The following is a 13,129-nucleotide window of genomic DNA, read 5'->3' on the forward strand; positions in this document are numbered from 1 at the left end:
ATAAAAAGCCACGATTTATACAAAAGCGTGGCTTTTTATCGTTTACATATTTATGGTTTCGCAGAAGTTAATCATTTTTGCATGACAGGCTTATAGTGCCCTGGGATGTTTTGGGCTGAAATGGCCAATCGGTTCCAGCCGTTGATGGTGATGATGATGGTAACGAGATCGATATATTGTTTTTCATCAAAATGAAGGCGGACCTTCTCATATAGATCATCTGGTACACCGTTGGTAGAAATGGCCGTGACCGCTTCCGTCAATTCCAACGCTGCCCTTTCCGAATCAGAATAGAATGGTGTTTCACGCCAAGCACTCAAACAGTATATTCTTTGTTCCGTTTCACCCATTGCCCGGGCATCCTTTGTATGCATATCCAAGCAGTACGCACAGCCATTGATTTGAGACGCGCGGATTTTAATCAATTCGATTAATGGGCTATCGATTTCCGTTGTTTTCTTGTACTCCTCCAAACCCATCATTAATTTGACCACTTCTCGATTAGTCTTCATGTAGTTAATCCGTTGTTCCATGTCTATCTCCTCCAAGTCTTTTTAGGTTCCACTTATAAGACAATATAGAGGTTTGATTTGTGACATTCAAAAAAGAGAGTCCGTTATGAGCCCTCAGTCTGACCTATTAAGGAATAGGAATATGATGTAATTTATCGGGATTGGTGACCATAAAGATTTTCCGGATATTTTTTTGTTTTGGATCTAATTCAAAGCAGATGACTTTGATAGGCTTTCCTTCTTTCATTTGCAAAATTCCTTCCTGACCATTGACCATCACCGGAAGAAGTTCTCCTACGAAACTTCCTTTAGCAGAAACCCCTTTAAGAAAGGAGGATACGCGCTGTTTGTTTACAATCGGATTTAATGCAGAAAGCACTTTTCCTCCGCCGTCAGTAACAAGCTCGACATCTTCAGTAAGGAGATCCAAAAACTCCTCAAAGTTTCCTGTCGTAGATGCTTTTATGAATTTTTTTGCCAATAGATCGACATGTTTCGTATCCTCCGGATGGACTGGCAGATCATTCTGTAATTTCCGCTTTGCCCGGCTGTAGATCTTTCTGCAGTTCACTTCATTCTTTTCCAGCATTTCGGCAATATCTTCATAGCTGTAAGCGAATGCTTCTCTAAGCACGAATACCGCTCTTTCAACAGGTGAAAGCTGTTCCAGCAAAACGAGGAAGGCATATGCAACCGTTTCATCCGTTACCACCCTATCAATAGGCAGGCCTGCTTCGCTTACCCGAGGTTCAGGCAGCCAAGGTCCTGTGTAAACCTCTCTTCTCTTACGGGCTGAATTTAAAAAGTTAAGACAGCGATTTGTCGTCATTTTCGCAAGATATGCTTTCATGTCCTTAATTTGGTCGGTATCAAGCTTAAGCTGCAGGAATAAATCATGAACGATATCTTCTGCGTCGGTAACCGATCCGAGCATCCGGTATGCGATGGAAAAAAGAAAAGGTTGATATGTCTTATATAATGCATCCAGCTCCACTTGCTTCACCTAATTTCTTTCAAATTCATTTTTTTCGAGAACGTATGACCCTTTCCATAACTATTCTCTACACCAATCATATATCCTCCTTCACCATCAACAACTTAAAAAGAGCAGCAAAAGAGTCTGCTCCCAGACTGTAGACGATATCGATCATTATTCCAATTTCAGATACTCATTTATCAAGGTGCTTCATACCATACGATATCATCAAACATTTTTACAACCCGCGGTATGAAGCCTTCTTCATATTCTTCCGGGTATTGAACGATCGCATGGTAAACGCGGTCGCCATGTTGAAAAACCGACACTGTACCTAATATTGAATAATTACTGCCATCCTTACTAATGTCAAATTCCACCTCAGACCAATCAAATCGGTTAGGCGTATTATCAGATCGCTGTTTAATCTCAAAGTCGTTGCTTATCACAACTTCCCTCGCAAACTCTGTCTGTTCTTCTATTGTCGAATTCGTCCCCTCACTTTTGGAAAATATCTGAACTTTGGCATCCTCATTTCTCTTGCCTGCAAAATTCGCAAAAACAATCATTGCATCTCCTTCACCAGAACTAGCCTCTTCAACTACCATGTCATCCACGATGTAGGTTGAGAATCCTAATGCCTGACTATGATGAAGCGTGAATGGGAATGATTCTTCCATACCTTCTAGTATGATCATATCCGTTTTCGTATTTGGCCGATCTTTTGTCGGATCATCGACCGATTCACCACCTCGAGGATCTTCATCTTGCCCGTCGGTTTGCTTAGGATTATCATTTGGCTTTTCTGAAATTGGTGGAGATTCCTTATTTCCCTCCTGGACCCCTATGCAAGCACTAAGTCCTGTTACCAAAAAAACAGCTGCCAAAATCAACAATATCTTTTTCATCGGAACCCTCTTTTCCTATGTTTTAACAAATTATTATACGGCCCCATATGGAAAAAAGTTACACTGTTCTTCATTGAAGTATCAGGCTTTATCGAATTAAAAAAGATCGATCCTCCACACTTACCGAAAAGAAAAAATTCACTTTGATTCGTCTATATCTTTATTCAACTAACTACTCCATAGAAAGTTTGAATAAGGGAGTACTTTTTAAAACCAATTTGAATGTATGATAATGTAAAGAATCGCACGTTCAAAAGGCCGCCAATTGGCGGCCTTCATCTTATATATACTAATTGAAAAATAAATGTTTTGATTAAGATCCAGTGCTATGTTCTACTGCAGTATCCCAACTAGGAAAATAATACAATGCATTTTTCATTAACTCCGGATCTGACTTCTTTACCTCTTTCTTTCGAGGTGGCTTCCCTTCCTTTTCTACTAATTGAGAAATTTGATTCACGACTTCTTCAACACTCATATTCACTTCCATCTCTGTTCCCTCCTTCTTTCTATAATTTATATATTTTCCTATTTGGTGGAAAATAATACAATTTTTCTTAACTAAACTACCAGTTTAGTTTAATAAGGGTATTTTTTATCTAATTTGAATGTATGATAATTGAAATGATCGTACAGACAAAAAGCCAATGAAATCGTTGGCTTTGCTTTATCAAGTTACCGTTAGATTCACCTATGGTTAATGTTAAATACTTTCTAGAGGTAACCAGATTATAGGGATACAAGGTTATTTTCTTTATTCATACAAATCAACTACACAAGAAATAAACACCTTTAAGCCCCTAATAGTTTCGCAGCCTGCACGATCCTCTATCATTCTATGTAAAGCGATTTGCTGCTCTCCTTCCTTTATATCAGCTCAGGAGTTGTTTCAGGATTTTGCCTAAATAGGTTTTCATGATTATTTTCCCCAGAGCCATTGCCCTTTTAAGCTGGAATTTGGCATTAAACTTTTAACGCCAATCAATGGGATCCTATTTATCAATCTAGTTCCTATAACCACGTTGGTCATCGTTTTATCCAAGGAAAATCACTATCATCACTCGAATTACTGGGAACCTTCTTAGTGAAATATGCATTGTTTCAAAACAATTATTATCAAAGAAAAAACTTGCCTTCCCGAGTTGAGAAATTGAATCCTAAGAAATTGAAAAAAATCATTTAATAAAAGGTACACAACATCTAGGAGGGCAAAGATGGATTTATTAACGCTTATGCTGATCTTTGGATTAGTTGGACTGTGGGAATTGTCCACGATTAATAAGAATGTGAAAAAGATGAATGAGCAAAATGCAGAATTGATTAATCTGTATCATAATAGAAGGAAAAGAATTAAGTAAAATAGACTTTGGGGATACAACGCAAAAAAAAAGCCTGTCATTTAGCGAGGCTTGAGACTGTAGACATAGACAACTTGAAAGTTGATTTCCACTCCAGGCACTCGCTTTCCGCGGGCGGTCCGGGAGCCTCCTCGGCGCCTTTGCGCCTGCGGGGTCTCCCTCGGACGCGTTTTTCCCGCAGGAGTCTCGTACCTTCCATTCCAATCAACTTTTTTTATTTAGATCAAATAAATGAAGCCTTTTAAAGAGGCTTTTTTGTATTTTGATGATCGTAATCACTTTGCCGCCGGCCGCGAGTAATTAGAACGCGTAAGCTGCTAAAAAAAACCGCAAACTTTTTTACCTCACCTAACGGTTGATCAACAAGCCTACAACCCACACGAAAAAGTAATGTCGACATCAATCCCTCTAAACAAGGAGGGCAGTATCATTTCTGAAATTGTCCTGATCATTTTTGGAACCCACCTACTAAAAAAATCGTTTATTTTGGAAACAAGGATGTGATTTTTATTCTGGTATTAATTTAAAGGATGATTGATCAAAAATGAAAAAATTAAACAAATATATTGTCCTATTTCTCTGGGTAGTATTATTTTTATATTTCTTTGATATGTATATGCCCAAAGGTATTTATTATTTTGTTGTAGGAATACCAGTACTTTTTCTAAGTTCAATTTTTATTTTAAAGATGTTTGTTCATTCAAAAGATGTAAGAAGCTAACTATCCAGGTGATACTAACAACCTTTTTCAGATGATGTATGTATCCCTTTCTTATTTTATCTTTCATCTCTAATTGATTTTGTTGTTTCTTCGTTTTTTTAATATTTTTAAATTTAATAGCTATTAAACCTGATTACTATTAAAATTTTGATTGTTTAATACCTTTTATCTCTGCGTCGTCTAATCCTTCCTTCTTCACATAAGAAAGTAAGACAGAATTAAAGGGTATGAGCCCTGTTCATACAGAACTCATACCCTGCCGATGTCTAATCTTTTGGGTGGAACACGGTTATCACAGCCACTTTGTTACAATTTCATTAGTCATTAGGATTTGGTTTTCCCCGTTCATAATCCATCCCTGTCTATTCACCAAGCTTCTTCCGGATATCCGCCGCTACGTTCTTTAGCGCCTTTTTTGATCCCCGTTCAAGGTCGTGGTTCAATTTCCTTTCCTTGTAGCTGACAAATAAGGTATTGAGATCATAGCCTTCAGGATATAAATCGATGGCCTTTATTTCAAGCTCGAGCTTATTGGCATGAACTTCCTTGAAGGTATCTTCGAAAAGTACGACGACATTATTGAAGGAGTCCTTTTTCTTGTAAATGATCGCGTATCCATTCAGTTCGCTTACCTTCACTTTGTCACCGACTTCATATTCATAAGATGATTCTTTAGGAACGGCCGCTGGCTTCGCTTTTTTGATTTTACTTTCCTGTACACGCTCCAAGTCATAGTCTTTATTTTCGATATAGAGCTTTGCCTTTTGCAGAACCTTGTCACGGACATTCATTTTTTTGGCTATCCAGAGGGCATTGCTTTCCCCGGATTGACCGATCAACAGCTTGTATTTTGGCTCAAGTGTTTCACTGTTGAATTGCATGGCCGCATTCATGAAATCACTGTGTATTTCCGAATAACGCTTGATTTCACCATAATGGGTCGTCGCAACGGTTATGCAGCCCCTTTGATAAAATTCCTCAAGGATGCTGATCGCCAATGCGGCTCCTTCGTTCGGTTCCGTTCCGCTCCCGATTTCATCGAACAGCAGCAAGGAGTTATTGGTTAAGGCCCCCATGATTTCCGAGATGTTTTTCATATGCGACGAAAACGTGCTAAGTGCATTTTCCATGCTTTGATTATCACCGATATCGACGAATACCTGGTCAAAGACGGCAAGCTCCGTCCCTTCTTTCCCCGCAACATGCAGCCCTGACATGACGGCCAATGTAAGGACGCCGATCGTTTTCAGGACGACCGTTTTCCCCCCGGCATTAGGGCCTGTAATAACCAAGCTGCGATAGTCCTTACCGATTTCGAAATCTAAAGGTACGCTGTCTTTCGGCAAAAGGGGATGTTTACAGCCCATCAATTTAATATAACCATGATCATTGATTTTCGGTTCGATGGCATCCATGCTTTTACTGAACTTGGCTTTTGCGAAGATCATGTCATATTGACTGATCAACTCGATGTTTATCTTGATCGGTTTTAGCTGTTCGAAAACCGTTCCGGATAATGTGGCCAATAGTTGATACTCTTCCATTGATTCCTCCGCTTTTAAGCTTGCCAATTCTGCATTCAATTTCGTAACAGAGGCAGGTTCAATGAATACGGTAGCCCCTTTTGCCGATACTTCCACGATCGTTCCGGCCACTTGATTTTTATAGGAGGCTTTGATCGGGATGGTATAGCGATCATCCTTTTTACTGATGAAAAATTCCTGAATGAACTCTTTGTTTGCTCCGCTCTTCAAGAACTTATTCAGCCGTTCCTCTATTTTGCTTTCTGTCTTGATGATTTGGTTCCTAATCCGTTTCAGGTCCTTGCTTGCTTCGGAAACGACAGCATTTCCCTTTATGGTAAATTGGATTTCTTCTTCAATGCTCCTGAATTCAGTCATGGAGCGGGCATAGGCATGCAGTGTTGGTGCAAAGAACTCTTTATCGGTCATGAATTTCTTGATATTCCTGCAGCCTCTTAAGAAGTCTGCTATCGCCACTAATTCTGACGGCTCCAAAATCATTCCTTTTTCCAGTTTGTCGATATGGAGTCCAATATGTGAAATGCCTTTCAAGGGAATATGGCTTTCCGCATTCAGTAAGTTCCTTGCCTCCGTTGTCTCGTTCAAACGATTTTTAACGACTTTTAAAATGCTGCTCGGCTTAAGCTGATCCAATAACGCTTTTCCTAAACCGCTTACGCAATGGCTTTTCACCATTTCCTTGAGTTGGATATATTGTAATTTTTCATAAGTCATTGTATTCATCAAATGATCCTCCTTGAATGAGTGAGTGATTAAAATTCCCGAATCCAAAAAATGCCCGCAATGGTCCCCCTACCTTTACAAATGAACAAGCCATTTGAGTAGAAAGCTCCTGCGGGCACGGCCTTATCTATGGATAAGTACCTAAAATCGATAACAAATTGGGCAGCTCGAATAGACCTGCGTACACAAAAAAGCATGATAGGACAAATCCCACCATGCTTTTCGCCGTAACACCTGCATGTTACACGATTTATGGAAAAGGAAGCAGTCTTAAGGTAGGTATTCACAATGCAGAATTGCACTGTGAAAAAAGGCATACTTAATCCACTGACTTATCAGTGATTAAATACCTTATTCAACTAAATTAGTTGATACCTACTCCCGACATAAAACACCACACCTTTTCTTAGATTGGGATTAACATACCATATCAGTAAGAAAGAGTCAATTCTTTTTTCCATTTTCCAAAGTTGAATAATTCATTAAAAAAGTCGATCAATCAAGAATGATAAGTAACCCCCTTTTAAATGTCTGAATTTTCACTATAATACAAGGAAATGTTATCCTTATATGAACAAAAACTAAAAACAGCCCAATAAGCTAACATAGGCTGACAACTAGCAAGAGTGGTTGGTCACAACTAACTTAATTAATTGTTAGATGAAGAACCATTGCCATCTTGGGAAGATGAGTGGTTCTTTTACCGTTTCTTGCGAACACAGACAGGATAAGACTAGTTGCTACAGCAACAAATATCTCTTTACGCATTTAAGTTCAATAAGAAATGAATCATGCGGTCACCTCCTTCCCCTTCTATCATGAGATGGAAAAGCGAAGCTGTGACCTACCACTCTATCCTCAATTGTCCCTCTTTTTATCATATTTTCGCCTAAATGGTAATTATATGGAAACAAACAAGTCCAGCTAACATTTGACGCCAGGTAAGTCATGAAGAAAAGGAGATTTTCCAGTGGATAATCCCCTTTTCGGTTTATGCTTCCTCACTCATTATGAGAGGGACTGTTTTCCCTTCGTTCACGTTGATCAATCCATGGTCGGTTATTTTCAGAGCCGGACTGACAGGAAGCGATAAGGTGCTTAATGACATGATGACATTATAATGTTCGTAGCCTAATGATTTAAGTGCATCTGTCAGGTGCTGAACCTGCGTTGATACGATGTTCATCGGCTCTTCGGAAAGGATCCCCCCTACCGGAAGAGGAATCATCGATAGGACCTTGCCGTCTTCAACGCAGCAGACTCCTCCTTGCTTCCTTATGACTTCGTTAGCGGCCATCATCATATCCTGCTTATTATGGCCAATCACCAAAAGATTATGGTTATCATGCGAATAGGTTGTGGCGACCGCTCCACGCTTCAAAACATCGCCGGTGATCAGCCCATGCGCGCGATTACCGTTTTTCCCATATCTTTCGAATGTGGCGATTAAGCCATAAGGGCTTTCTTCCCAGCATAATTGACCATTCTTCCCATCTAAACGATCATGGGTTTCAGATGTGAAAGTGGAACCATTCTGCACGTTTATGATCCGGCACATGCTGCTTTCAACCTCATCCGGGATCGTGACGTTAAAATCGTTTTCGGTAAGTTCCGCAAGCTTCACACTTTGATAGAAATGCTCAGGAAACTGTACTTCCTTCACTTCTTGGATATATGGCTGTGAAGATTCATAAACTAGTTCACCTTTTTTGTATACTTGTTCAATTTCAAATGCTACCAAATCCGATAGCAGCAGGAAATCTGCTGTTTTTCCAGGTGCAATGGCGCCACGGTCATGCATCCGCATCCGCTGTGCAGGTGTATAGGTGCATGCATAAATAGCTTTTTCCGGAGTCATCCCCATTTGAACGGCCTTCTTTAAAAGGACGTTCAGATGTCCTCTGTTTTGGAAAGAGTCGGTCATGACATCATCGGTGACAAAGCAGAAATGCTCATCCACCTGATTTTCCTTCAAGTAATCCATCACTTCTTCAGTCATTGATTTCTCTTGAATCTCAATGAACATCCCGGCAGCGATCCTCGCCTCCATCCCTTCAACGGTCTGGTGTGTATGATCTGAGTTCACTCCAGCATTAATAATCTTTTGCAAGTCCAAGTCTAGCAGCTTTGGAACATGCCCCTCTATGATCAGATCTGGATAACGGGAGCGGATATGGGACAAGATCTTATTCGTTTTGCAATCCGGGTCGGTTATGACCTCATAGTAATTCATGATTTCGCCGAGACATATAATGTCCTCCGTTTGCATCAATTCGTCAATATCATCTATTTCGATAGCACCGCCTGTTGTTTCCATCGATGTGGCAGGAACGGAACTCGGGATGGCATAAAACATATCCGCTACGCAATCTTTACTTGCTTTGATCATTTCCTTCACTCCGGAAATGCCGAAAACATTGGCCATTTCATGTGGTTCCGGCACGATCGTCGTCACGCCATTTTTGATTAATCCGTAGGAAAAAGTCGCAGGCGTCACCATCGTACTTTCAATGTGGAGATGGATATCGATCAGGCCTGGAACCATATACTTCCCATGTCCATCGACGATTGTATCCGGCTCGAAGGCATCCAATTCACTTTCTCCAATATAATAGTACTTTCCATCCTTGATGGCTGCATTCCCTTTAATAAATCTTTTAAAGTAGCTGTTAAACACGTTGATATCTCTTACAAGCATATCCATTCGCATAACTTACCCTCCTAAGCTAGTCAACAAGCACCATCTGGTTTTTCGGGATTTCAAGGATGATTTCCTGACCCGTCCGATAGGATTCCGCCATTTCCTTGTTCACGGTGAAATCCCCTATTGGAGTTTCAACGACATATTGATAGCTTCTTCCCAGATAGGTACTTACTTTAACCCGGCCAGATAAGCTATTTTCCTGAACAGCTCCCGTGTTATCTTTTTCCCTGATCAATAGATCGTCCGGCCTGATGGCGCCTACTTTTCCCATTGTATTGGTCATCTGTGCATCCTTTTGCAGCACAAATGAGTATCCGGATTTGCTCAGTTCGATTTTACCGTCATGATCTGTCCGCTTATCGAAGTCAATGAAGTTCTTGAAGCCGATGAAGTCCGCGACAAATTTGGTTTCAGGATATTTGTAAATGGTCGCGGGATCACTAAGCTGCTCGATGATCCCTTTATTCATGATCGCCACCTGGTCGGATATCGAAAAGCATTCTTCCTGGTCATGGGATACGTATACCGTTGTAATTCCCAACTCTTGTTGGATACGGCGAATCTCGACCCTCATATTCACCCTTAAGTTGGCATCAAGATTACTCAATGGCTCGTCAAATAAGAGGATGTCCGGTTCAATCACAAGCGCCCTGGCAATCGCAACCCGCTGCTTTTGGCCTCCGGAAAGCTCTTGGGGGTATCTCTTTTCAAACCCTTTTAAATTAACGATTTCAAGCACATTCATTACTTTTTTTTCGATTTCACTTTTGGAATTCTTTCTCAGACGGAGACCGAATGCAATATTATCGAATATCGACAAATGCGGGAATAATGCATAGTTTTGGAACACAAAGCCAAAATTCCGCTTGTTGACGGGCACTTTCGTATAGTCCTTTTCCTTGAATAAAAACTTCCCTTCGTTCGCCTGTAAAAACCCGGCAATTAAACGCAGGGTCGTCGTTTTCCCACAGCCGCTCGGGCCGAGAAGGGATACCAGTTTCCCTTTTTCAATCTCAAGATTGAAATCTTTTAATATATTCTGTTTGTTATAGGCTACAGATACATCTTGTAAAGTGAATAAAGCCATCCATCATTACCTCCTTATCGTTTTGTGAAATAAGACAATCCCATGAGCCGTTCTACTATAAACATGAAGAAAGCCGTTATGAACATGAGTAATACGGAAATGGCAGAAATGGTAGGGTCGAAGTAGTTCTCTACATACGTCAGCATCTGAATCGGAAACGTACTTACCCCAGGGCCTGTCATATAAACTGAAATGTCTACATTATTGAAGGATTCCAAGAAGGCGATCATGATAGCCGCAAGAATTCCTGATTTTATATTCGGAAGGACGACTGTAAAGAACGTCCCCAATTTACTGGCGCCGAGACTCTCCGCCGCTTCTTCAATGGAAAAGTCAAAGTGTGATAAGCTTGAAGAAATCACGCGGATGATGAACGGCAGCATGATAACAGTATGTCCCACAAACAGGGCCGCATAAATCGGAAGCTGATAAGCCCCCACAATATAACGTAAAAACGCAAAGCCCAGCACAATTCCCGGTATTAATATGGGAGAAACGAAAAAGGCATTAATTACGCTTTTTCCTTTGAAATCAAACCGGCTTAATGCATAGGCAGCCGGCACTCCCAGTAACAGTGCCAAAAGATTGCCTGCCAGTGAAACAAGGATGGACGTTTTAAAAGCGACCAAAAACATTTCCACATTAAAAATATTTTCATACCATCTTAAAGAAAACTCTTCTGGCGGGAACTTCAAAATATTACCGCCTTCAAATGACGTAACGGATATGATAAGCAAAGGCCCTAGTAAAAAAAGGAACACCAGGAGAGTAAACAGGGCCAATCCTCGATTTTTTTCCTGCATACACCTCTACCCCTTTGGATTTAATTTTTTTGCCAAACCATTCATGATCGATATGATAAGGACGGTCACCGCAATCATGATGGTGGCGACAATCGATGCCACTTGCCATTCGTTCAATGTAATCGCGTTTTGATAAAGAAATGTTGAAATGACCCGCTGTTTCCCGCCTAATAAAGCAGGCGTTGTATAGGCTGTGAAGCTCCCTACGAAAACAAGGATGCTGCCAATGACCAAACCAGGAACCGAAAGCGGAATGACCACTTTTGAGAATACGGCCAATCTTGATGCTCCAAGGCTCTCTGCCGCTTTTAATAAGTCCGTCTCGATGTTCTCCATCACACCCACCAGCGTCACGATGATCAATGGCAGGAATAAATGGACCAATCCGATGATGATGGCCGTAGGCGTATACAATATATCAAGCGGCTTTTCGATCAAGCCCATGCCCATAAGCAATTTATTCACCACACCGTTTTTACCGATGATCACCATCCAGCTGAATGAACGGACCACAGGGCTAGTTAATAGCGGGAAGATCGTCAGCAAAAGCATGATGGCTTTTTTTCGTTGTTTAAGTTTTGAAATATAATAAGCTGCCGGAAATCCTAATAGAATGCAAATGATTGTCGTGAATAAACTCACCCTAAGTGTCGTCAGCAGAATTTCAATAAAGTATCGGTCTTGGAAAAAATCAAGATATCCTTGTATGGATAAACCGCCGCTTTCATTAAAAAAGGTCGTGCCAATCGTCATAAGGATCGGAATGATCATGAAAATCGTTAAAAATAGAACGCCTGGCAACAGCAGCAGGTATAGATACCGTTTCTTCACCTCTGAACCCCCTGTTCGTATTATTTATGAATTGATTATGCGAATGAACAGGTCGAAAAACGCTTCCGCATCGACGTCCAGACAAACATGCGCATTCGGCTGCTTCATCAGTCTATTTTGAAAGTCGCAAACCATCTGTCCGTCACAAAGCTCGCTTTTTGTTTCAACATCAACATAATATTCTTCTCTGGTGACAAGATCTTCTTGCAAAGCAATGGCTACAGCTAATGGATCATGCATCGCACATGCCCATAAACCGTTACGTTCAAAATACCTTTTCCTATAATCTGATGTACTTTGCCTTATATAGTCAGCAAGTTCATCGTTTTGAATCAATTGGATATGCCCTTCACCCAATAGAACCTTTCTCGTGACATCTAGACCAACTTGCGTGATGGATGCGAATCCCGCCTGTAATACGATTTTGGCCGCTTCAGGATCGACATACGTGTTATATTCAGAGGTTGGCGTGACATTGCCAACCCCTTTGATAACTCCTCCCATGAAAATGACTTCTTTTACGAGCTTGGTGATTTGCGGGCACTTTTTCACCGCCAATGCCAAATTCGTAAGAGGTCCCGTCATGACAAGCGTCACTTCACCAGGGAAATTCAAAATGGAATTGATGATGAAATCAGAAGCAAATCCATCATTAGGCCGCTTTTTGACTGGCACTTCCTTCAAGGCCCCGCCAATCCCGTCTTCGCCATGGATCCGGTGTTCAAAAAAGGGGCTCCTGATAATTGGGCTATCTGCCCCCTTTATGACTGAAATGTCCTGTTCACCCAATAAATCCAATATTTTGCATGTATTCAATGTGGCCGTATCGAGCGATACATTCCCGTTCACCGTCGTTACCGCCAAGATGTCGAATTGACGGCTTTTAACAGCAAGAATGATCCCGATCGCATCATCTATTCCAGTATCCACATCAAGAATCATTTTTCTCTTCATCAAGCACA

The 13,129-nt window shown here is 40.9% G+C and carries 11 protein-coding genes; 1 reads left to right on the plus strand and 10 read right to left on the minus strand.

Going from position 1 to position 13,129, the window contains the following annotated elements:
- Positions 1-71: 71 nt before the first annotated feature.
- From ACFVS1_RS17155 to ACFVS1_RS17170, 4 genes are all read right to left on the minus strand, one after another.
- Positions 72-533 carry a carboxymuconolactone decarboxylase family protein gene (locus ACFVS1_RS17155; protein ID WP_387548987.1) on the minus strand — a complete coding sequence of 154 codons (462 nt, stop codon included), beginning with the start codon at positions 531-533 and terminating at the stop codon, positions 72-74.
- Positions 534-639: 106 nt separating this feature from the next.
- Complete coding sequence (locus ACFVS1_RS17160) at positions 640-1,506, minus strand: RNA polymerase sigma-70 factor (protein ID WP_387548989.1); 867 nt, start codon at positions 1,504-1,506, stop codon at positions 640-642.
- 182 nt (positions 1,507-1,688) lie between these two features.
- A complete protein-coding gene (locus ACFVS1_RS17165; protein ID WP_387548991.1) occupies positions 1,689-2,396 on the minus strand; it encodes a hypothetical protein in 708 nt (235 codons plus the stop codon).
- 313 nt (positions 2,397-2,709) lie between these two features.
- Positions 2,710-2,886, minus strand: coding sequence for a hypothetical protein (locus ACFVS1_RS17170; protein WP_241591439.1), 177 nt, complete (start codon positions 2,884-2,886; stop codon positions 2,710-2,712).
- A 724-nt stretch (positions 2,887-3,610) separates the two neighbouring features.
- Between ACFVS1_RS17170 and ACFVS1_RS17175 the strand changes: the two genes are divergently transcribed.
- Entirely contained in the window at positions 3,611-3,754 is a 144-nt protein-coding gene (locus ACFVS1_RS17175) for a hypothetical protein (RefSeq protein ID WP_387548994.1), read from the plus strand.
- Positions 3,755-4,837: 1,083 nt separating this feature from the next.
- On the opposite strand, the gene ACFVS1_RS17180 is transcribed toward ACFVS1_RS17175, so the two are convergent.
- The 6 genes from ACFVS1_RS17180 to ACFVS1_RS17205 form a co-directional block, all read right to left on the minus strand.
- Complete coding sequence (locus ACFVS1_RS17180) at positions 4,838-6,742, minus strand: endonuclease MutS2 (RefSeq protein WP_387548996.1); 1,905 nt, start codon at positions 6,740-6,742, stop codon at positions 4,838-4,840.
- Between the two features lie 991 nt (positions 6,743-7,733).
- Entirely contained in the window at positions 7,734-9,452 is a 1,719-nt protein-coding gene (locus ACFVS1_RS17185) for an adenine deaminase C-terminal domain-containing protein (RefSeq protein WP_387548998.1), read from the minus strand.
- 16 nt (positions 9,453-9,468) lie between these two features.
- Positions 9,469-10,533, minus strand: a complete 1,065-nt coding sequence (locus ACFVS1_RS17190) for an ABC transporter ATP-binding protein (RefSeq protein WP_387549000.1) — start codon at positions 10,531-10,533, stop codon at positions 9,469-9,471.
- A gap of 14 nt (positions 10,534-10,547) precedes the next feature.
- Positions 10,548-11,336 (minus strand): ABC transporter permease, encoded by a 789-nt coding sequence (locus ACFVS1_RS17195; RefSeq protein ID WP_387549002.1) that lies wholly within the window; start codon positions 11,334-11,336, stop codon positions 10,548-10,550.
- A 6-nt stretch (positions 11,337-11,342) separates the two neighbouring features.
- Positions 11,343-12,167, minus strand: coding sequence for an ABC transporter permease (locus tag ACFVS1_RS17200; RefSeq protein ID WP_387549004.1), 825 nt, complete (start codon positions 12,165-12,167; stop codon positions 11,343-11,345).
- Between the two features lie 24 nt (positions 12,168-12,191).
- Complete coding sequence (locus tag ACFVS1_RS17205; protein WP_387549006.1) at positions 12,192-13,121, minus strand: nucleoside hydrolase; 930 nt, start codon at positions 13,119-13,121, stop codon at positions 12,192-12,194.
- Positions 13,122-13,129: the final 8 nt, after the last annotated feature.

The sequence above is a fragment of the Peribacillus sp. NPDC058075 genome (assembly GCF_042885195.1).
GTDB lineage: Bacteria > Bacillota > Bacilli > Bacillales > DSM-1321 > Peribacillus.

Coding starts and splice junctions, on each gene's coding strand:
- ACFVS1_RS17185 (WP_387548998.1), bottom strand. CDS start 9,452: ATGCGAATGGATATGCTTGTAAGAGATATCAACGTGTTTAACAGCTAC.
- ACFVS1_RS17195 (WP_387549002.1), bottom strand. CDS start 11,336: ATGCAGGAAAAAAATCGAGGATTGGCCCTGTTTACTCTCCTGGTGTTC.
- ACFVS1_RS17175 (WP_387548994.1), top strand. CDS start 3,611: ATGGATTTATTAACGCTTATGCTGATCTTTGGATTAGTTGGACTGTGG.
- ACFVS1_RS17180 (WP_387548996.1), bottom strand. CDS start 6,742: ATGAATACAATGACTTATGAAAAATTACAATATATCCAACTCAAGGAA.
- ACFVS1_RS17205 (WP_387549006.1), bottom strand. CDS start 13,121: ATGAAGAGAAAAATGATTCTTGATGTGGATACTGGAATAGATGATGCG.
- ACFVS1_RS17155 (WP_387548987.1), bottom strand. CDS start 533: ATGGAACAACGGATTAACTACATGAAGACTAATCGAGAAGTGGTCAAA.
- ACFVS1_RS17165 (WP_387548991.1), bottom strand. CDS start 2,396: ATGAAAAAGATATTGTTGATTTTGGCAGCTGTTTTTTTGGTAACAGGA.
- ACFVS1_RS17170 (WP_241591439.1), bottom strand. CDS start 2,886: ATGGAAGTGAATATGAGTGTTGAAGAAGTCGTGAATCAAATTTCTCAA.
- ACFVS1_RS17190 (WP_387549000.1), bottom strand. CDS start 10,533: ATGGCTTTATTCACTTTACAAGATGTATCTGTAGCCTATAACAAACAG.